The 19,600-nt window shown below is 39.2% G+C and carries 20 protein-coding genes; 10 read left to right on the plus strand and 10 right to left on the minus strand.

All coding sequences use genetic code 11. The annotated features are described in order from the left end of the window. Nucleotides 1–39: 39 nt before the first annotated feature. From I6F48_RS06390 to I6F48_RS06410, 5 genes are all read right to left on the minus strand, one after another. Nucleotides 40–1,881 (minus strand): methyl-accepting chemotaxis protein, encoded by a 1,842-nt coding sequence (locus tag I6F48_RS06390; RefSeq protein ID WP_197119088.1) that lies wholly within the window; start codon nt 1,879–1,881, stop codon nt 40–42. Nucleotides 1,882–2,059: 178 nt separating this feature from the next. Further along, nucleotides 2,060–3,340 carry a glutamate-1-semialdehyde 2,1-aminomutase gene (hemL, locus tag I6F48_RS06395; RefSeq protein WP_024589288.1) on the minus strand — a complete coding sequence of 427 codons (1,281 nt, stop codon included), beginning with the start codon at nt 3,338–3,340 and terminating at the stop codon, nt 2,060–2,062. A gap of 33 nt (nt 3,341–3,373) precedes the next feature. After that, nucleotides 3,374–4,390 (minus strand): aspartate carbamoyltransferase, encoded by a 1,017-nt coding sequence (locus I6F48_RS06400; RefSeq protein WP_007584862.1) that lies wholly within the window; start codon nt 4,388–4,390, stop codon nt 3,374–3,376. A gap of 114 nt (nt 4,391–4,504) precedes the next feature. Next, a complete protein-coding gene (locus I6F48_RS06405) occupies nt 4,505–4,939 on the minus strand; it encodes a CopD family protein (RefSeq protein WP_007584864.1) in 435 nt (144 codons plus the stop codon). Between the two features lie 15 nt (nt 4,940–4,954). Then, the gene (locus I6F48_RS06410; RefSeq protein WP_007584866.1) at nt 4,955–6,637 is read right to left on the minus strand and encodes a chloride channel protein; all 1,683 of its coding nucleotides are present in this window, start codon (nt 6,635–6,637) and stop codon (nt 4,955–4,957) included. A gap of 322 nt (nt 6,638–6,959) precedes the next feature. On the opposite strand from I6F48_RS06410, the gene erpA reads away from it, so the two are divergent. After that, complete coding sequence (gene erpA / locus I6F48_RS06415; protein WP_002958911.1) at nt 6,960–7,298, plus strand: iron-sulfur cluster insertion protein ErpA; 339 nt, start codon at nt 6,960–6,962, stop codon at nt 7,296–7,298. Nucleotides 7,299–7,347: 49 nt separating this feature from the next. On the opposite strand, the gene I6F48_RS06420 is transcribed toward erpA, so the two are convergent. After that, the gene (locus I6F48_RS06420; RefSeq protein ID WP_165728476.1) at nt 7,348–7,536 is read right to left on the minus strand and encodes a hypothetical protein; all 189 of its coding nucleotides are present in this window, start codon (nt 7,534–7,536) and stop codon (nt 7,348–7,350) included. Nucleotides 7,537–7,988: 452 nt separating this feature from the next. Between I6F48_RS06420 and I6F48_RS06425 the strand changes: the two genes are divergently transcribed. After that, complete coding sequence (locus tag I6F48_RS06425; protein ID WP_007584874.1) at nt 7,989–8,228, plus strand: helix-turn-helix domain-containing protein; 240 nt, start codon at nt 7,989–7,991, stop codon at nt 8,226–8,228. Between the two features lie 70 nt (nt 8,229–8,298). Here I6F48_RS06425 and I6F48_RS06430 read toward each other — a convergent pair whose 3' ends face one another. Genes I6F48_RS06430 through I6F48_RS06445 form a run of 4 tightly spaced genes read right to left on the minus strand, consistent with a single transcriptional unit; the run spans nt 8,299 to nt 12,055 of the window. Continuing rightward, a complete protein-coding gene (locus I6F48_RS06430; protein WP_197119089.1) occupies nt 8,299–9,678 on the minus strand; it encodes an AmpG family muropeptide MFS transporter in 1,380 nt (459 codons plus the stop codon). Nucleotides 9,679–9,728: 50 nt separating this feature from the next. Beyond that, nucleotides 9,729–10,349: a peptidylprolyl isomerase gene (locus tag I6F48_RS06435; protein WP_165728477.1), complete on the minus strand. Its 621-nt coding sequence runs from the start codon at nt 10,347–10,349 to the stop codon at nt 9,729–9,731. A gap of 2 nt (nt 10,350–10,351) precedes the next feature. Continuing rightward, nucleotides 10,352–10,912, minus strand: a complete 561-nt coding sequence (locus I6F48_RS06440; protein ID WP_165728478.1) for a YajG family lipoprotein — start codon at nt 10,910–10,912, stop codon at nt 10,352–10,354. After that, nucleotides 10,913–12,055 (minus strand): methyltransferase, encoded by a 1,143-nt coding sequence (locus I6F48_RS06445; RefSeq protein WP_165728479.1) that lies wholly within the window; start codon nt 12,053–12,055, stop codon nt 10,913–10,915. It lies immediately after the preceding gene. Between the two features lie 42 nt (nt 12,056–12,097). Here I6F48_RS06445 and I6F48_RS06450 point away from each other — a divergent pair, with 42 nt between their 5' ends. The 8 genes from I6F48_RS06450 (at nt 12,098) to nqrE (ending at nt 19,594) form a co-directional block, all read left to right on the plus strand. Then, nucleotides 12,098–12,709 carry an alpha-ketoglutarate-dependent dioxygenase AlkB family protein gene (locus tag I6F48_RS06450; RefSeq protein ID WP_165728480.1) on the plus strand — a complete coding sequence of 204 codons (612 nt, stop codon included), beginning with the start codon at nt 12,098–12,100 and terminating at the stop codon, nt 12,707–12,709. A 54-nt stretch (nt 12,710–12,763) separates the two neighbouring features. Beyond that, nucleotides 12,764–13,075: a BolA family protein gene (locus I6F48_RS06455; RefSeq protein ID WP_165728481.1), complete on the plus strand. Its 312-nt coding sequence runs from the start codon at nt 12,764–12,766 to the stop codon at nt 13,073–13,075. A gap of 104 nt (nt 13,076–13,179) precedes the next feature. Further along, entirely contained in the window at nt 13,180–14,373 is a 1,194-nt protein-coding gene (gene fabV, locus I6F48_RS06460; protein WP_165728482.1) for an enoyl-ACP reductase FabV, read from the plus strand. Nucleotides 14,374–15,047: 674 nt separating this feature from the next. Next, entirely contained in the window at nt 15,048–16,391 is a 1,344-nt protein-coding gene (locus I6F48_RS06465) for a Na(+)-translocating NADH-quinone reductase subunit A (protein ID WP_165728483.1), read from the plus strand. Nucleotides 16,392–16,395: 4 nt separating this feature from the next. Then, entirely contained in the window at nt 16,396–17,598 is a 1,203-nt protein-coding gene (locus I6F48_RS06470) for an NADH:ubiquinone reductase (Na(+)-transporting) subunit B (protein ID WP_010555189.1), read from the plus strand. After that, nucleotides 17,591–18,343, plus strand: a complete 753-nt coding sequence (locus tag I6F48_RS06475) for a Na(+)-translocating NADH-quinone reductase subunit C (RefSeq protein ID WP_165728484.1) — start codon at nt 17,591–17,593, stop codon at nt 18,341–18,343. The genes I6F48_RS06470 and I6F48_RS06475 overlap by 8 nt, the downstream gene beginning before the upstream one ends. After that, nucleotides 18,343–18,975: an NADH:ubiquinone reductase (Na(+)-transporting) subunit D gene (locus I6F48_RS06480; protein WP_007584891.1), complete on the plus strand. Its 633-nt coding sequence runs from the start codon at nt 18,343–18,345 to the stop codon at nt 18,973–18,975. Before I6F48_RS06475 ends, I6F48_RS06480 begins: the two co-directional genes overlap by 1 nt. 10 nt (nt 18,976–18,985) lie before the next feature. Next, nucleotides 18,986–19,594, plus strand: coding sequence for an NADH:ubiquinone reductase (Na(+)-transporting) subunit E (gene nqrE, locus I6F48_RS06485; protein WP_007584892.1), 609 nt, complete (start codon nt 18,986–18,988; stop codon nt 19,592–19,594). The last annotated feature ends 6 nt before the right edge of the window (nt 19,595–19,600 follow it).

The raw sequence follows: 19,600 nt of genomic DNA on the forward strand, positions 1-19,600 counted from the left end.
CGCTTATTTAGCGGCTTTTTTGTGAGTTGTAGTTAACGCTTAAGATTTAAAAAACTGCATTGATTTGGTTAAATCATTAGATAAGCGACTTAGCTGCTGTGCATCTTGCAGCGTTGATTGAGCTGATGTTAGCGTTTGATCTGCTAAATTACTCACCTCTTGCGAATCATTCAATGCTTGTGTTGTCGCATTTGACTGCTGTTTAACACGCTCTGCAATAACTTCACCTTGATGTTTAATGTCGCCCATACTTTGCTCTGCGCTTTGCAATACTTCATTGGTTTGATTGGCTGCTTTTACCGATTGCTCCATTTTTTCAACACTTGAACGCATTTTTTGCTGAGTGTCGTCAGATGCTTGTTGTAAGGAGCTAATAATTTGGTGAATTTCTTGTGTTTGTGTTTGTGTACGCTGAGCAAGAGTTCTTACTTCATCAGCTACAACGGCAAAGCCTCGACCATGCTCGCCAGCTCGTGCAGCTTCAATAGCGGCATTTAGTGCAAGCAAGTTTGTCTGATCGGCTATCTCACTAATACCTTTACTTACTTTGCTAATTTCTTGGCTATCTTGTGCTAGCTTATCGAGCGCTTGTTGGCTCTCTGCAAATTCAATTTGTAGATCTTGCATATATTTAGCAAGCTCCATTGTATTGTCTGAACCTTGTTTTACATGCGCAGCAGCATCTTGCGCGGTAAGCGTTGCTTGATGCGCTGACTCTTCAACTGCAAGTGCGTTTTGAGCCATTTCGCTGAGTGCATTATAAATGGCATTTACTCGGATTTGCTGTTTTGAAACATCATTGCTTGTTTGGCTACTCGCATGTGATAGCGATTTAGTTGCGCCGCATAGCTCTTCTGTACTTGCTTTAACATCAATTAATAAATGTGAAAATGCATTAAGTAATGCGTTGTAGCGCGATGCAATAATTCCCATTTCATCATTAGTGCTCGAATCGATAGTTGCATTTAAGTCGCCATTCGCGGCTCTGTTAGCGGCATCAGCAAAGCGATTAATAGTATCAACAACTGCAAAATAAAAACCAATCATTAAATAAAATGCAAATAACAAACTAATCAATGAAGCGGCTAAAACAAGATTTCGAGTCCACTGTTGAGTTTGTAGTTTTGCTTCAATAAGGCTCTCAAGCGTTGGAATACTCTTACTAACAAGTTGATTAATACTGCTGTGAACATTGTTTGTTAGTTTAGTAAATTCTGATTGAGTTAATAAAATATCGTCTGGCTCAAGTAGTTTTTCATCTATCGCTTTTTTAAATGCACCAACAGCACTGTGTAAATTATCTAACGAAGGCATGAGCGCTTTATTTACTGACTTGTCTGCATTGGTGGCTACATTGAGTATTTTATCGAGTTGTTTTTCGTATAAAGGAAGTGACTTACTAAAATTTGAAAGTGCTATAAACGTATCTGGCGTAAAACGATTACTTGCCAAAACAGTGTTTGCGCTTTGCGCTGTCGAGTTTATTTGCATTATAAGTGCAGGAATTGGCGTGACTAAAGAGCGGTTTACATAAGCACTAGCTAACTGACTATCTAATGCTAAGTTAGACTGAATAGAAACAAGTTCAAGTACATCATTTGCTTGATCGTCTTTTATATCAAAACCGAGTGAGCGAGCTATTTTTATATTTTGATTTGCTTCCCCCTGCATTTGATTTGAGAGTATTGACCTGTAGCCTTTTAAACCTTGTTGCTGCATTTTTGAAACAGCGATACTTTCACTTAATAATGAGATTAAAAAAAACAAACTAAGTGCAAGAGGAACGAGTAAAATTCCAAACATTAAGCTGATTTTAGTTTTGTATTTTAAATTTGCCATTAGCTGGATAGCGGGAAAAGAAAATTGGCGTAATCCTGACATAAGGCTCTCTTGTATTTTTGTAATTAGGGTAAAGGTGAATAGACCTTGTTATGCTTAATTATCATTCATTTATAGTACTTTACAAATAAAAAAAGCCCTTTCGGGCTTTTTTCAATCTTTAGTCTTAATTACACACTGTAAAAACAAGCGCTTATAAAATATAAAAAGTAATTTTAACTTAAAGTTTAGCAAACGAGCGTTCTGCTGCCGCTATTGTTTCTTTTACTTCTTGCTCAGTATGCGCAGCACATACAAAACCAGCTTCAAATGCTGATGGAGCAAGGTACACACCTTCTTCAAGCATAAGGTGGAAAAAACGTTTGAAGCGCTCTAGGTCGCATTCAGTAGCTTGTTTGTATGTCGTTACTTTTTCAGCATCAGTAAAAAAGAATCCATACATGCCGCCAGCATAATTAGTTGTTAATGCAATGCCTGCTTTTTTAGCGCCAGCTTCAAAGCCTTCACAAATTGCTTTAGACGTTGCTTCTAACTTATCGTGTAGACCTGGCTCACATAATAGCTCAAGTGATTTTAAACCTGCAGCCATCGCAATAGGGTTACCAGAAAGAGTACCCGCTTGGTAAACAGGGCCCACAGGCGCAATGTAATCCATTATTTCGGTTTTACCACCAAATGCGCCAACGGGCATGCCGCCGCCAATGACTTTACCTAAACACGTAAGGTCTGGTTTAATGTTGTAATACGCTTGAGCGCCGCCAAGTGCAACACGAAAACCCGTCATTACTTCATCAAAAATAAGTACTGATTTATATTCGTCACACACATCACGCAAACCTTCTAAAAAGCCAGGTACTGGTGGAATGCAGTTCATGTTACCGGCTACTGGCTCTACAATAATACAGGCAATTTCGTCAGCGTATTTTGCAAAAATAGCTTTTACTTCATCTAGGTTATTAAACGATACAGTAAGTGTATGCTTAGCAAAGTCCTCAGGAATACCAGGAGAATTAGGTACGCCCATTGTTAGTGCACCAGAGCCTGCCTTAACTAATAACGAGTCAGCATGGCCATGGTAACAACCTTCAAATTTTAATATTTTATCGCGGCCGGTAAAGCCACGTGCTAAACGAATTGCACTCATTGTTGCTTCAGTGCCTGAGCTAACCATGCGTACTTTTTCGATTGATGGAACCAGCTCTTTTACTTTTTCAGCCATTAATATTTCGGCTTCAGTTGGCGCACCATAGCTAAGGCCATTTTCTACTGCTTCGTGCACGGCTTGTTTAATTGCAGGGTGGTTATGGCCCATGATCATAGGGCCCCAAGAGCCAACATAATCAATGTAACGATTACCGTCGGCATCAAATGTAAACGCGCCTTCTGCTTTTGTAATAAATAGCGGCGTACCGCCTACACCATTAAAAGCACGAACTGGCGAGTTTACGCCACCTGGAATAGAGGCTTGAGCGCGTTCAAATAAGTCTTGGCTAATTGTCATGAAAAATCCTATAAATTGTCACTTAAAGAGGGTTTAGCTGTCGCGTTTGCGGCTAAACCAAGGTACGTCCACTTCATACTTATCGACTTTATTTTCTACGCCGAGTGTTAAAGCAAACAGTGCCATACGAATTAATACGCCATTTTGTACTTGGCGGAATATTGCTAAATTGTCGTTACTGTTTAAGTCGTTATCAAGCTCGTTGGCTTCTAAGCGACTATCGCGTGGTAACGGATGCATTAATACAGAGTTAGGTTTGCAATGAGCGCTGTAAATAGATTGGCTAATTCTAAAACCGCCACGGTATTTATTTGCTTCTTCTTGTGAAGGAAAACGCTCTTCTTGAATACGTGTTTGGTAGACAATATCGGCGGCTAAATTACCTTCCATCTTGTTCACTAGCTCAATTTTGTGTCCTGCATTTTCTACGGCATCTAAAATGCTCGTTGGCATTTGTAGGCCATCAGGTGCGACCATCGAAAACTTTACGTTTTTATAATGGCACAATAGCTTTGATAGAGAATGCACTGTGCGACCATATTTTAAATCACCCACAAGCGCTATATGCATGCCATCAATATTTTGATCAAAACGGTGTAATTCACGCTCAATGGTTAATAAATCAAGTAATGCTTGAGTCGGGTGCTCATTTGGGCCGTCGCCGCCATTAATAACTGGCACAGTACAGCCATCAGCAAATTCACTTACTGAGCCTGCATCGGGGTGGCGCATAGCAACAGCATCGGCGTAAGCTGAAATAACGCGCGCGGTATCGTAAAGTGATTCACCTTTTGCAAGCGCTGAGCTTTGCATACCTGTAGTTTCACGTACACCACCGCCTAGTAAGTTAAAGGCTGTACCAAAGCTAACTCGCGTGCGAGTACTTGGTTCAAAAAACAAATTAGCTAAAATAGCGCCTTTAAGCACCGTTGTTTGCTTTTGTTTTTTAGCATAAGGCTCCATTTTTTTAGCTACTGCAAAAATACGTTCAATGCAGTCTCTGTCTAGCTGATTTACAGACAGTATATGTTCGCCTTGGAAACTTAACATGGGGTAATTCCTAATCAATCAAATGGGCGCGATAATCCATAAATGGAGCACGCAATCGCGCGTGTTATAGCAAGTATTGTAAATTGCAGCGCAGTTTAACATGCACCGAAACGCTTATAAATTAGGTTTTATTACCGCAAGTGCCACTATGATGAGCAGCGCAATAACAGGGAGCTCATTAAAAATACGGTAAAAGCGGTCTGTTTTAGTGTTTCGGTCATGTTTAAAGTCACTTAATAACTTAAAACAGTAGCCGTGGTATAGGTATAAAATAATTACCAGTACAAGTTTGTAATGTAGCCACATACTGTATTTAAACCAATCACGACCATATTCAACAATGGTTAACACACCAAATACAGCCGTTAAAACAGCAAATGGGGTTACGAAATAAAGTAACCTGCGCTCCATAACTTTAAGCATAGAGTTACATGATCTTTCTTCGCTCATTGCGTGATATACAAATAATCGAGGCAAGTAAAAAATACCGGCAAACCACGCAATCATAAAAAATATGTGGAGTGTTTTATAAATCAATAATGCGCTCATAATAGTCCTTATTGCTTAAAGTAAGCTGTTACGAATGGTTAAAATATGATGAATTTGATCCCAGCGTAATAGCCCCATAATTTGTTGATTATCTAAAAGGTTATAAACGTAAAGCGCGCCACTTCTTTTATCTTTTAGTATATCGAATGCATCGGCTAGGGTGGCTTGGCTGCTGATGCCCTGCAAGCTAATGTAATTTATATTTATTGCTTCATCAGACATTAGCGTTAAATCGTATTCAGCGAGGCGATAGCCATTTTCTTCGTCAAAAACAATCAAGGGTGTTTGGCTATCCATGGCATCAAGCGTATTTTTTATTTGCTCTTTATCGTCTGAGTAAAGCAATTTAAAGTCTTCATCCATATCATCCATTATTCCCACTTTTTGTAATGCTTCGGTAGCGGGAGATACATGGTACGGCAATCCCTGAAAATCTAATTGCTGCAAAAATATGGAGCGATTTCCAAAAAATTGTAATGCAGTTACATATGCAGTGGTTATAACTATCATCGCAGGAACGATTATTTCAGGTGATGATGTAAGCTCCATTACTGTTGTTAATGCAGCAAGTGGTGCATGCAGTGTAGCCGCTAATAATCCAGCCATACCTAAAACCCCATACGTACCCGCAATATCAGTACCCGGGCTAATATATTGAGCAAAAAAGGCCATTAATGTCCCAATTAATACACCAAGCCCAATTACCGGACCAATTAAACCACCAGGAATACCCAAACCAATAGCAAACAATGTGGCAAGTAGTTTAGCTATTAAAATGGTAGTAAGCAGCTTTACGTTATCAGGCGATTCAACCGCGATAGTAATCGCACTCATACCAGAACCCATAGCATGAGGCACCGCGTAAGCTATCAAGCTGGCAATACAGCCTGCGATTAGTAAACGAGGAAACATACTTAAAGGTTTAAATGTTTTAATAATTAGCATTAAGTTTTGATTAAAGCTAAATGCTATAGCGCCCAGCGCCATACCGCATAATATTAAATAAGGGTAATGCCAACCACTTAATGGCGCTATTGTAATGAGTGCAAGTTCAGAGCCTTCACCAAAAACAAACTGCGTAGCGAGTGCACCAGTAACAGCAGCAAGCATGATTGGCACAAATATGTGTACTTTATATTCTCGAAGTACCACTTCCATTACAAAAATAACGGCTGCAAGTGGGGTATTAAACGAAGCGGCTATACCTGCTGCAACGCCGCAACCACTTAAAGTACGCATGGCGTTATGCGGTAAATGTAGTTTATCCGCTAAAATACTCGCACCTGTTGCGCCCATATGTACGGAAGGCCCTTCTCGGCCAACCGAAAAACCGCTAATGAGTGCAAGTGCGCCACCAACAAATTGATTAACCGTATTGTATAAAGGCATTTGCCCGTAATGGCGTTTAATACGATGAATAACAAAAGGAATGCCTAAACGGTAATGTTTAAAGCCAGTAAATGCAGCAAAGCACGCAATTAAAAATGCGGCTATTAATGGCATTAAAACGCGTTCAAGAGTGGGTAGGGTAGTAAAGTCGTCAGGTGTTTCCAAAAATAAGCTTTGAAAAAACAAAATAGTTAAGCGAAATAAAATAATAAAAAATGCAGCAATTAATCCGGCAACTACGCCTAATAAGCATAATTGTACAGATGTTTTAGGTTTTGCCAGTCGACGCCTGAGTTGCTCAAGCCACATGCATTATTTCCTCGCCGCATTTTTCAGCAGCATTTTAGCAAAAGAGTTTAGTTAAGTCCTTGTGATTTTGAATTTTTCGTAACTTATATTAACAATTTGCAGTAAAGATTAAGACCTATTTTTTATAACTAAAATTTTTAATGAATTTATAGTTTACAAGGGTCGCTTTTAGTTTGCTTAAGTATTACTTTAGTGAGCTAATGTTTAGCCACTTTTTTACTAATTTATAGGTATAACTTAGAGTAAAGAGTTGTTTTACTATACTTGATTAAAACACTCGGGTATTAGATAATCACGCCATTGCGATATTGAGGGTTTTAAAATGTCTGAAGAATTACCAATTAAGTTCAGCGATGCAGCTGCTGTTCGCGTTAAACAGTTAATCGACGAAGAAGAAAATCCAGATTTAAAACTGCGTGTTTATGTAACAGGTGGTGGTTGTTCTGGTTTTCAATATGGTTTTACTTTTGATGAAAAAGCGAATCCTGGCGATTTAGAAATTGTAAAAAATGGTGTAACACTCGTTATCGATCCAATGAGCATTCAATATTTGGTTGACGGTGAAGTTGATTACACTGAAGGATTAGAAGGCGCACGCTTTTTTGTATCTAATCCTAATGCAACAACAACCTGTGGTTGTGGTGCAAGCTTTAGCGTTTAACAGCCAAACGCTAAATAGAATGAAGCCGCTTTTGCGGCTTTTTTAATGCCTACAAATCGGTTGGGGCGTATTCAGTTATTTGCATTATCAATACAAAAAAGCCAAGTACAAAAGTAGAAAACGCTAAAATGTATATGAAGCCTTTTTTGCCTTGCTTAATTGGTACGCCGTTGTGGCGCAAAAAAAAGTACCAACCCAAGCACAACACAATCGGTAATAAAAAAAGAAGTCTGAACATTATTCGGCCTTTTTGGTGCTAATTATTGCTTAATCATAAACATGTGACGATAAATTGGAACAAAATTGTTATAAAAATTCATTTAAATATTTTATAACTAGAAATTAATTTATTAATACTTTTTGAGTACTTAGGTCAATATTCAGCGTTTATAAATATTCACTCGTGTTCATATTTGTACCGAGTATGTAATTAGTTATTTAACCAAAGTGTTAATAGTATATAATGTATCCAAGAATGAGACGGGCAAAATTTCATTCTCAATAAAAACAAATCTTTACCACATTATTAGCGTAGTTTTTTAGCTATATTGGTGGAGTGAGTAGCAACACATGCTTTGTTAAGCAATAGCTTGCTATTGAAAATATGGTATGACTGCTTACTTGCCTACAGCTATTGATAGAGACTACTGCTTTAATAGGTACGTCAAATCATCTAGTAGGAGATGTAAAATGATGGGCAAAACAGTTTCTTCTGAAGAAAATGCAAAGCTAACAAAGTGGCTTAAAAGTAAGCGCCACGAAAAGGGTCATACAATGCGAAGCCTAGCACAAGTGCTGGGAACGCCTCATTCGTTTATCGGCAAGATTGAAAATCAAGAACGCCGTTTAGATGTAATTGAGTTTGTTCGCTATTGTACAGCTCTTGAAGTTGATCCACATGAAGCACTTAGCTTGCTAAAAGTAGATTAACTCAAAAATTGCTTAGTACACTTTAAGGGGCACTTGATAGTGCTAAGCAATATGTTAATGCAGGGATGCATTAAATATTTTGATGATAATTCCTCTCAAGCTCATATAATTTATGCCTAATTAGATATAAAAACACTAGCGAAGGTATAACCATTAAAGCTGTTAAAATAAAGAACAGCGACCAATTCCCCATTAACCAATCATCAATCACTACACCGCTGTAGCTTGAAAGTAACGTTCGTCCTAAATTCCCTAATGATGCTAGTAATGCATAGTGTGTTGCACTAAATGCTCTGTCGCATAGCATTGATATAAAGGCCACCATAGCCACTAACGACCATGCTTGTGTAAACCCATCAATAACAATAGCAAAGGCATATAGCCTTAAATCAGGGCCAACTAAAGCAATCCACGAAAAGGCTAAGTTTGAGGCCGCCATCGCAATGCCACTTATAAATAAACCTCTAACAATGCCATATTTTTGATTAAATAAACTGCCAACAAAGGTAAATATGATTGTAAGTACCGCTGTACCTACCTTTGAGAATGTTGCTATGTCGCTATTACTAAAACCAATTTCTTTATAAAACACAATCGACATACGCCCTAAAAACGCTTCGCCTATCTTAAATAAGAAAATAAACGCAAGTAATGCCAATGCTGTTTTAACGCCGTTTTTAGTAAAAAAAGCTCTAAAGGGGTCAATAACGGTTACTGCAAGCCAGGCAACCGTTTTGGTAAGCGGCGTTTGCGTTGTTGAAGAGAGCTTTTCAAGGTATACACGTTCAAGTTCGGCATGTACGGCTTCTCTATTTGATTCAGGTTCTTTTGCAAACAATGCTCCACTCATTAGCAGCAGCATTACAGCAGCTAAAAAGTAATAAATTTGTGGCCAGTCGAGCGAGGGGATATCAGCCATATAAAATGGAATTGCACCTAAAAGCGCATAACCTGTCCACCAACCAGACGTTGCCATAGCGGCTGCCGCTGTTGCTTTGTGAGATTCGTTTGCTTTAAGTGTGTCTATTCTGAATGCATCAATAGCAATGTCTTGCGTTGCAGAAGCAATGGCGATTAACAAACAAATTGCAGCAACAATTGCTAAATTAGCTTTTAAATCAAGCCCAGCTAATAATAAGGTGCCAATAAAAATAAAGCTCTGGCAAAATAGTATCCAACTACGACGTTGGCCTAGCCATTTATATAAAATAGGGAGTTTTGTACGGTCAATGAGCGGTGACCATAAAAAATTGATACTGTAAGCGCCAAATACAATGCCGAATAGGCCAATCATGCTGCGGCTTAGCCCTTCATCCTTTAGCCAAGCCGACATAACAGAGCCAATTAATACCCACGGAAAACCGCTACTCATACCAAATATAAAAATATGGATTAAGCGTTTGTCTTTAAAGTAAGAAAAATATTCGCTAATAGAGAGAGATTTGCTCATAGGGCCTTCATTGGCTTAGATGCAGAGCAGCTAAGCTGCTCTTAAAAAAATTACAGTGGAACTTGTTCAAGCATTTTAATATTTAAGATGACCACTGGTTTTTTAGGAACAAAATCGTAACCAATTTTTTCATTAAATCCTGTTTCAACAGCCATGATCTTATCAAGGGTCTCGTAGCCATCCATTACATTACCAAATACTGCGAATCCCCAATCTTTACCTGGGTTTAAGTGATCGTTGTTATCCATATTAAAAAAGAATTGGCGTGTTCCCGAGTGAGGTTCACGGTCTTGATACGCCATAGCAATGCTGTACATATCATTTTTTAAACCATTGCCACTTTCATTAAAAATAGGATCGTTTTCGTGTAAGCCGTCGTAATCTTTATCGTAGCCACCACCTTGAATAACAAAGTCGCGGTCATTTTCCACATCGCGCTCAATACGATGAAAAACACTGCCTTGATAGCTTTTATCTGACACGTAAGTTAAAAAGTTATTGACCGTAATAGGCGCTCTCGAACGGTCGAGTTCAACAACAATACTGCCCATTGTCGTTACGATTTCGACGCGTGGAAAAATATTATCTTTTTGAACAAAGCGGCCTTCTTGGGCTGCCAAGCTACTTAAACTAAAAAATAGGCCTAAGCAGATTAAAAAAAGTCGTTTCATAGTTAACCTTCTAAAAATTCTATTAATTCAGGGTCAGATACAATGCGGGTAATAATTTGCTCAGTCAACTTATTGAGCTGACCTTCTATTTTTGCTCGCTCGTGACTAAACGGGCCTTCTAAATTCGCACTGCCTCTATACACTTTACTAAAATTACTTGAGGCGCGAATAACGCGCACGCCAAGCTCTATATGGGCTTCGCTGGTATGGCTCACAAGTTTTTCGGTCACAACAGCCTGCAGTGCATGAATATCTACTTCAAAGCGAACAGTTGCCAAGTTAGAAATGCTGGCACCATTGCGGCTAAGGGCGCTGTCTAAAACACTTTTAACTGATTCAGTAAGACCTTGGCTTGCAAAGGTTTTAGCTTTGTCTGATTCAATAAGTTTAAGTGTTGATGAGTCGCCACGTAAATCAATTACACTGGTGCTTAAGCTACTATTTATAGTGCTTATTTGACCACTTTTATAAACAGGATTGAGTATTACTTGGCTAGGCTGATTCGCACAGCCACCAAGTATTAGTAATACACAACACCCAATTATAATGTTTGTTAATTTCATTTATAGCATTCCACTATTTTTAGTTGCACTTAGAACGACAAACTTTTTGTTTGAGCCTAACAACTTACAGTTTCCGAACATACGGTTTAATTTATCGTGATAATCTAAATGACGATTACCAATAATACGCAGCTCGCCGCCTTCTTTTAAAGTATCTTTTGCTTGTTTAAACATTTGCCAAGCAATGTGATCGGTAACAGCTTGAGCTTGGTGAAATGGAGGATTACAAAGCACCATATCCACACTGTCTCTTTCAAAGCCTGTTAAACAATCGTTTTCGATGAACTCACAGTTATCAAACTTATCGCCTAGGTTAATTTCTACATTTAACCGGGCTGACTCTACTGCCATGTAAGACTCATCAACAAAGGTAATTGATGCATTAGGGCAACGAGCAAGCGTCATTAATCCAACAACGCCGTTACCACAGCCTAAATCAATAATGCTTTTAGCTTTAGGTGTTTCTGGTAAGTAGTTAAAAAAGAAGCGCGCACCAATATCTAACGAATCACGCGAAAACACATTTGCATGATTTGTTATATTAAACTCAGTACCTTCAAGCTCCCATGTTATAGGGAAGTCTGCTGCTTTATATCCGCCTTTAGCTGTGCTTAATATAAGGCGAGACTTTTTAACTGCTAGGCTTGTTGTTGTTTCACCAATAAATTGCTCAAATGATTTTATTGTTGAATTATGAATTTCTTTTGTTTTACCTGCCGCAATTACTGGTGTACCAGGCGCAAGTACTTCACTAAGTTCACTTAATTGGAACTGTAAAAAACCCACATTACGAGGGATTTTAATAAGTACTAAATCAACGTCTTCTGGTAATGCCGACAAACTATCTACTTGTGTAAAATCTGTAGTAGGCAATTTGTTTTCTTGTAAGTTATAAGCCGCAGCTTGGTGGCTAATATAAGAATCATTAACTGAACAAACCGTTAACTTATTAAAATAACAAGCAAGTGCACCAAAGCTATCGTTTAGAATAAGCAATGAGCGACAATCAGGGTGATGTTCGTTAACATAATTGATAAGGTACTCATCTGCCGAATCCCAAGCTTGTAAGCTGCGGTTTTTTTGATCCAATGGAAAGCGTTCAAGAGTAAAGGTTTTATCGCCTAGCTGGGCTTGCGTCGTCATAATGGTTCGTTGATCAGTAATCTAATGTAGGTAAATTCTAACATGCAACGGCAAAACGCCAACCCCCAACAGTTACCAAATGGCTTTTCTTATCAAAGTAGGGCACTTAGTGCGCAAAAAAGCCTCGATCTGTTTTATTATTTGCAGAAAAACCTACATTGGCAACAGCCCGATGTAACCGTTTATGGCAAAACAGGACCCATTCCACGACTTCAATGCTTCATGAGCGATTTAAATATTGAATACGGCTATTCAAGTAGTAAGCAAATAGTAGAACCGTGGGATGAGTTTCTACTTAATATGCGAAAGCGATTAGAAGCACATTTAAATCAGCCTCTAAACTCACTACTGGTTAATTATTACCGAGACGGAAATGATACGATGGGGTGGCACAGTGATGATGAAATAGAGCTTGGTGATAAACCAACAATTGTGTGTGTGTCGCTAGGAGCTGATAGGGTTTTAAAGTTAAAGCACAAAGCGAGTAATAAAGTGACTGATTTAAAGTTACAAAGCGGTAGTTGCCTAATAATGAATGGAGACAGTCAACGAGATTATCAACATGCAATACCCAAGCAAACAACGCTTGCGCACCCGCGAATAAGTTTAACTTACCGATTTATTAAGCACATTAAGCAAAAGCAATTTAGTTAGTTAATTTAACTTGTTATAGTAAGCCTATTAATTAGCTAATTAAAATGGTCTTTTATGTCAATGCAGCAACAGATCCAAGAAAAAATAAGCAGCGCCATTGCGTGTAAACATTTAAACGTAATCAATGAAAGTCATATGCACAGTGCCGGTACTGAGTCGCATTTTAAAGTTATAGTGGTTAGCGAAGAGTTCGCGGGTAAGCGCTTATTACAACGCCATCGTGAAATTAACGAAATTTTAAAAGATGAATTAGCAAATCATATTCATGCACTCGCTATTCATACATATACACCAGACGAATATACAGAGCAGGGCGGTGAAGCGCCTGATTCTCCTAATTGTATGGGCGGCTCAAAGCTTAACTAAAATAAATAGGGAATTTGGTCGGTGTTTAACTGATCAGATCAGTGTTTTTAGTATTAGCCTTTAAACTAGCGCTAATTTTTATTGTAAAAGATATAGGATGATCAATGGTCATTAAGCCTAAAATTCGTGGATTTATCTGCACAAACGCACACCCAGCTGGTTGTGCAGAGCATGTTCAAGAACAAATTAACTATGTAAAACAACAGGGTGCATTAAAAAGCGCACCAAAAAATGTATTAGTTATTGGCGCATCAACAGGCTACGGCTTGGCATCGCGCATTACTGCTGCGTTTGGTGGTGGTGCTAAAACATTAGGTATTTTCTTTGAAAAAGAGGGTACAGAGCGTAAAACAGGTTCTGCTGGTTGGTACAATACCGCTGCTTTTCAAGATGCAGCAGACGAAGCGGGCCTTTGGTCTAAAAATATTAATGGCGATGCGTTTTCTAACGAAATCAAGCAAAAAGCAATCGACACCATTAAAGCTGACTTGGGCAAAGTAGATTGTATTATTTACAGCTTAGCGTCTCCTCGTCGTACTGATCCAAATACCGGTGAAGTGTTTTCTTCTACACTTAAGCCAATTGGTAATGCCGTAACAACAAAAAACTTAAATACATCAAAGCGTGAAATTGATGAAATTACGGTTGAAGCTGCAAATCAAGACGATATCGACAACACCATTAAAGTAATGGGTGGTGAAGATTGGGAAATGTGGATAGACGCATTAAAAGAAGCAGATGTATTAGCCGATAACTTTAAAACGACTGCGTACACTTATATTGGTAAAGAGTTAACATGGCCAATATACGGACACGCGACTATTGGTAAGGCTAAAGAAGACTTAGACCGTGCAACGGCTGCTATTAAAGAATCAACAAAAAATTTAAAGGGTGAGGCGTATGTTTCATCACTTAATGCAGTAGTAACCCAAGCAAGTTCTGCTATTCCTATAATGCCGTTATATATTTCTGCTTTATTTAAAGTTATGAAAGCAGATGGCACATACGAAGGCACTATTGAGCAAATTCACGCATTATTTAGTGAAAACTTGTATGGTGAATCGCCTCGTTTTGACGACGGCGGGCATTTATTCCAAAACTACAAAGAGCTAGAGGACGATGTGCAAGCACGCGTTCAAGCTGTATGGGATAGTGTTGATACAAGCAGCCTTGATGAGCTAACAGACTATGTTGGTTACCATAATGAGTTTTTACGCTTATTTGGTTTTGGTATAGACGGTGTTGACTACGAGCAAGACATAGGTTCAGTTAAGCCAATTGCTAATATGATTGACTAACAGAGCTTAGGGCCTGTTTATCTTTCGAGGTTAAATTTGCAGCAGTCTGTTTGGTATTTAGGCAAGGCAGAGCCTACGTAGTGTGGTTATTCCCCATAAATGGGCGATAACGTGGAATAAATGCCAAACATGCGCTGCCCAAAGGGTTCTGCCTAGGGGCTATTTACTCTTTGTTGCCTAAATGGATGTAGGTAAGGGGCGTGAGCAGGACGCGGAAGCTTTGCTCGGTTTTTACTTAGCCCACTAGGTTACAAACCTCACGCCGCGATTAAATAGCCCCTAGATTGAACAAATTTTAATCCTGAAAGGTCAACAGGTCCTAGGTATTAAAGCCGCTATAGCGGCTTTTTTATATTATGCGATTTGTTTAATTTACGATGAAATCAGGAACAATAATTGCTTAGGCTACCACTTTGGTCTAACTTGATTTTAATTAAAGTCACTTAACAAAACCAAATAAGTGTTTCTGTCGTATAATTTTTATAAATACACTCGCATAGTCATCTAAAATGATGTTAAAATCTCGACAATATGTGATGAGTTTTACTACGTTGCTTGTTTGATATTTCTAGCAAGCTGCTCTTTTGTACCTTGATATAACTTGGAATAACTCAAATGGCGACGTGGTTGATACGATTTTTCAGTTTCTTTCCTTTAATGTAATGCAAGTGCGTATGATCAATATAAAAAAAGGTCTGGATTTACCCTTAGAGGGCTCGCCACAGCAAGTTATACATGACGGTTCTGCTGTCAAACGTGTAGCTGTGCTTGGTGAAGAGTTTATCGGTATGCGTCCAACCATGCATGTTCGTGTGGATGACCAAGTCAAAAAAGGCCAGGTACTTTTTGAAGATAAAAAGAACCCAGGCGTCCTATTTACTGCTCCAGCTTCTGGCACAGTAAAAGAAATAAATCGTGGTGCTAAACGTGTGCTGCAATCTGTTGTTATTGAAGTAACAGGCAGTGAGCAAATCACCTTTGACTCTTTCAAAGCAGACGAGCTTGCGAGCTTAGAGCGTGAAAAAGCCAAAGAAGTACTTATCCAGTCTGGTCAATGGACAGCACTTCGTGTTCGCCCATTCAGCAAAGTAGCGGCTGTGGATGCAAATCCTAGTTCTATTTTTGTGACCGCAACTGACACAAACCCATTAGCTGCAGATCCTGCAGTAATAATTGCCGAAAATGCGCAAGCATTTGAAGCGGGTCTTGCTGTTATTTCGCGTTTGACCGATGGCAAAGTATTTGTGTGTAAAAAAGCAGGTAGCCAAGTTCCTAGCTCATCTATAGCTCAAGTAGAAGTACATGAGTTTGGTGGTGTGCATCCGGCTGGCCTCGTTGGCACTCATATCCATCATCTTGATGCAGTTTCTGTTAGCAAACAAGTTTGGCATATTGGTTACCAAGACGTTATTGCGTATGGTCACTTATTCCTTACTGGTGAAATTTACACAAATCGTGTTATTTCGCTTGCAGGTCCTCGCGTTAAAAACCCACGTTTAGTGAAAACACAACTAGGTGCTTCATTGGATGATTTAGTGGCTGGTGAGCTAGAAGACGGAGATAACCGTGTTATTTCTGGTTCTGTTTTATCTGGTTCTATTTCAAACGGTGTTCATGCATTCTTAGGTCGTTACCACGTTCAAGTATCTGTTTTACTTGAGGGTCGCGAAAAAGAATTGTTTGGCTGGATTGCACCAGGTAGTGATAAATTCTCTGTAACGCGTACATTCCTTTCTCACCTTGCGCCGAGTCGTTTATTTAAAATGACAACGTCAACAGGTGGTTCAAAACGTGCCATGGTACCAATTGGTAGCTACGAGCGCGTAATGCCGCTAGATATTTTGCCTACTCTATTATTACGTGACTTAATTGCACGCGATTTAGACAGTGCAATTTCATTGGGCGCGCTTGAACTTGATGAAGAAGATTTAGCGTTATGTACCTTCGTTTGTCCAGGCAAATACGAGTATGGTTCTATCCTACGCGATTGCTTAACTACGATCGAGAAGGAAGGCTAGAGAGATGGGTTTAAAAAAATATCTAGAAGATATCGAGCCGAATTTTGAAGCCGGTGGTAAATATGAGAAGTTTTATGCACTGTATGAAGCAGCTGCAACTATTTTTTATACACCAGGCTACGTAAATAAAGGCGCGACACACGTACGCGATAATATCGACCTAAAACGCATGATGATTTTAGTGTGGATGGCGACGTTCCCAGCTATGTTTTTTGGTATGTTCAATATCGGCCATCAGGCCGCAGGTGCTTTAGCACAAGGTTTTGAACTAGCAAACACGTGGCAAGTTGGTTTGTTCCAGTTATTCGGTGGTGAATTAACCGCTGATGCAGGTTGGGGCGCTAAGATGTTCTATGGAGCATGTTTCTTCCTGCCTATCTACGCGGTAACATTTGCAGTAGGTGGTTTTTGGGAAGTAATATTTGCTTCTGTGCGTAAGCATGAAATTAACGAAGGTTTCTTCGTTACTTCAGTATTATTCGCACTTATTTTGCCTGCAACGATTCCTTTATGGCAAGTTGCATTAGGTATTACGTTTGGTGTAGTAATCGCTAAAGAAATCTTTGGTGGTACTGGCCGTAACTTCTTAAACCCTGCTTTAGCCGGTCGTGCGTTCTTATTCTTCGCATACCCAGCTCAAATCTCGGGTGACACAGTATGGACAGCAGTAGATTCTTTCTCTGGTGCAACTATGCTAGGCCAAGCATTTGCTGGCACACTTGATTTTGCAAACATGGAATTATGGTGGAATGCGTTTTACGGTTTCATTCAAGGTTCTGTAGGTGAAACATCTACACTTGCATTATTAGTAGGTGGTTTGTTCTTAATTTACGTTCGTATCGCTTCTTGGCGCATCGTACTAGGTGTATTCCTAGGTATGGTAGCAACTGCATTTTTACTAAATGCTGTTGGCTCAGAAACTAACCCTGTATTTGCAATGCCTTGGTATTGGCATTTAGTACTTGGTGGCTTTGCGTTCGGTATGTTCTTTATGGCTACTGACCCTGTATCAGCTGCATTTACTGACAAAGGTAAATTAGCATATGGTCTATTAATTGGCTTTATGGTGGTTATGATACGTGTTGTGAATCCTGCTTTCCCAGAAGGTATGATGCTAGCAATCTTATTTGCTAACTTATTCGCTCCACTGTTCGATCACTTTGTAGTGCAGGCTAATATTAAGCGGAGGTTGGCACGTAATGTCTAGTAATAACGAATCAATCGGTAAAACGTTATCAGTTGTTGTCGCACTATGTTTAGTGTGTGCAATCATCGTATCGTTTGCTTCTGTACAGCTTCGTCCTTTACAGCAAGCTAATAAAGAAAAAGATATTCAAAGTAATATCTTGGCTGCTGCGGGTATCGATAAAGTTGAAAATGTTTTAGAAACATTTGATGCAAAAATCGAAGCGCGCGTTGTAAACATGACTACAGGTGAGTTTGTAGATACAGACCCAACAATCTTTGACTTTGAAAAAAGCAAATATGATGCAGCGCTAAGTGTTTCTCTTAAAGAGAAAGGCGTTAAAGATATTGCTGGTATTCAACGTGTGACTAAAGAGTCGCCGGTGTATATCTCTAAAAAAGAAGATGGCTCAGTTGATGCAATCATTCTTCCTATCCAAGGCTACGGCTTATGGGGCTTAATGTATGGTTTTATCTCGCTTGAAAGCGATGCTGAAACAGTTAAGAGCATTATCTTTTACAAGCATAATGAAACCCCTGGTCTAGGTGGCGAAATTCAGAATCCACAGTGGACAGCTACATGGGAAGGTAAAGAACTTCCAATTCAAATTGTTAAAGGTACTGCGGGCAATGATGAGCATAAGATCGATGGTCTTTCAGGTGCTACATTAACGTCTAACGGTGTTGATCATGCAGTTGATTTTTGGACTGGCGAAAATGGCTTTGGCCCTTTCCTTGCGAAAGTACGTAAAGGAGCATTGAAATAATGGCTGATACTAAAGAAATGAAGGCGGTCCTATTTGGTCCGGTTTTAGCTAACAACCCAATCGCACTACAAGTACTTGGTATTTGTTCAGCGCTAGCGGTAACGTCTAGCTTAAAAAATGCGTTAATCATGTCAATTGCATTGACACTAGTAACAGCGTTTTCGAGCTTCTTTATCTCGCTTATTCGTAACCAGATCCCATCATCTGTACGTATCATCGTACAAATGACAATTATTGCATCATTGGTAATCGTTGTTGACCAAGTATTACAGGCATTCTCTTACGCTACGGCAAAAGAGCTTTCTGTATTCGTAGGTCTAATCATTACTAACTGTATTGTAATGGGTCGTGCTGAAGCATATGCGATGAAGTCGCCACCAATTATGTCTTTCCTTGACGGTATTGGTAATGGCTTAGGTTACTCTGTAGTACTACTTACTGTTGGTTTCATTCGTGAGCTATTCGGTAAGGGTTCACTATTCGGTGTTGATATTATCCCATTAGTACAAGATGGCGGTTGGTATCAGCCTATGGGTCTATTGATCTTACCACCGAGTGCATTCTTCATCATTGGTTTATTCATATGGGTACTTCGTACTTATAAGAAAGACCAAGTAGAAGCTAAAGCGTAAGGGGCAAATAGTGGAACATTATATTAGTTTATTTGTAAAAGCCGTTTTTATTGAGAACTTAGCGTTGTCATTCTTCTTAGGCATGTGTACTTTTTTAGCAGTATCTAAAAAAGTAACTACATCAATTGGCCTAGGTATAGCGGTTATAGTTGTATTGGGTATTTCTGTACCTGTTAACAACTTGGTTTACCATGCGGTACTTGCACCAGGTTCACTTACTTGGTTAGGTTATCCAGATGCGGATCTTAGCTTTTTACGTTTCTTAACTTTCATTGGTGTTATTGCAGCACTTGTGCAAATTCTTGAAATGGCATTAGATAAGTTTTTCCCTGCACTATACAACGCATTAGGTATCTTCTTGCCACTTATCACAGTTAACTGTGCAATATTTGGTGCGGTATCTTTCATGGTTGAGCGTAACTATGACTTCGGCGAGTCTGTTGTTTATGGTATTGGCGCTGGTGTTGGTTGGGCACTTGCAATTACATTACTTGCAGGTATCCGTGAGAAACTGAAATATTCAGACGTGCCAGACGGCTTACGTGGTTTAGGTATTACCTTCATCACTGTTGGTTTAATGGGACTTGGCTTTATGTCATTCTCTGGTATTTCACTGTAAAGGGTA

The sequence above is a fragment of the Pseudoalteromonas sp. SWYJ118 genome (assembly GCF_015864505.1).
Classification (GTDB): Bacteria; Pseudomonadota; Gammaproteobacteria; order Enterobacterales; family Alteromonadaceae; genus Pseudoalteromonas; species Pseudoalteromonas arctica.

Coding starts and splice junctions, on each gene's coding strand:
- I6F48_RS06390 (WP_197119088.1), bottom strand. CDS start 1,881: ATGTCAGGATTACGCCAATTTTCTTTTCCCGCTATCCAGCTAATGGCA.
- hemL (WP_024589288.1), bottom strand. CDS start 3,340: ATGACAATTAGCCAAGACTTATTTGAACGCGCTCAAGCCTCTATTCCA.
- I6F48_RS06400 (WP_007584862.1), bottom strand. CDS start 4,390: ATGTTAAGTTTCCAAGGCGAACATATACTGTCTGTAAATCAGCTAGAC.
- I6F48_RS06405 (WP_007584864.1), bottom strand. CDS start 4,939: ATGAGCGCATTATTGATTTATAAAACACTCCACATATTTTTTATGATT.
- I6F48_RS06410 (WP_007584866.1), bottom strand. CDS start 6,637: ATGTGGCTTGAGCAACTCAGGCGTCGACTGGCAAAACCTAAAACATCT.
- erpA (WP_002958911.1), top strand. CDS start 6,960: ATGTCTGAAGAATTACCAATTAAGTTCAGCGATGCAGCTGCTGTTCGC.
- I6F48_RS06420 (WP_165728476.1), bottom strand. CDS start 7,536: ATGTTCAGACTTCTTTTTTTATTACCGATTGTGTTGTGCTTGGGTTGG.
- I6F48_RS06425 (WP_007584874.1), top strand. CDS start 7,989: ATGATGGGCAAAACAGTTTCTTCTGAAGAAAATGCAAAGCTAACAAAG.
- I6F48_RS06430 (WP_197119089.1), bottom strand. CDS start 9,678: ATGAGCAAATCTCTCTCTATTAGCGAATATTTTTCTTACTTTAAAGAC.
- I6F48_RS06435 (WP_165728477.1), bottom strand. CDS start 10,349: ATGAAACGACTTTTTTTAATCTGCTTAGGCCTATTTTTTAGTTTAAGT.
- I6F48_RS06440 (WP_165728478.1), bottom strand. CDS start 10,912: ATGAAATTAACAAACATTATAATTGGGTGTTGTGTATTACTAATACTT.
- I6F48_RS06445 (WP_165728479.1), bottom strand. CDS start 12,055: ATGACGACGCAAGCCCAGCTAGGCGATAAAACCTTTACTCTTGAACGC.
- I6F48_RS06450 (WP_165728480.1), top strand. CDS start 12,098: ATGCAACGGCAAAACGCCAACCCCCAACAGTTACCAAATGGCTTTTCT.
- I6F48_RS06455 (WP_165728481.1), top strand. CDS start 12,764: ATGTCAATGCAGCAACAGATCCAAGAAAAAATAAGCAGCGCCATTGCG.
- fabV (WP_165728482.1), top strand. CDS start 13,180: ATGGTCATTAAGCCTAAAATTCGTGGATTTATCTGCACAAACGCACAC.
- I6F48_RS06465 (WP_165728483.1), top strand. CDS start 15,048: ATGATCAATATAAAAAAAGGTCTGGATTTACCCTTAGAGGGCTCGCCA.
- I6F48_RS06470 (WP_010555189.1), top strand. CDS start 16,396: ATGGGTTTAAAAAAATATCTAGAAGATATCGAGCCGAATTTTGAAGCC.
- I6F48_RS06475 (WP_165728484.1), top strand. CDS start 17,591: ATGTCTAGTAATAACGAATCAATCGGTAAAACGTTATCAGTTGTTGTC.
- I6F48_RS06480 (WP_007584891.1), top strand. CDS start 18,343: ATGGCTGATACTAAAGAAATGAAGGCGGTCCTATTTGGTCCGGTTTTA.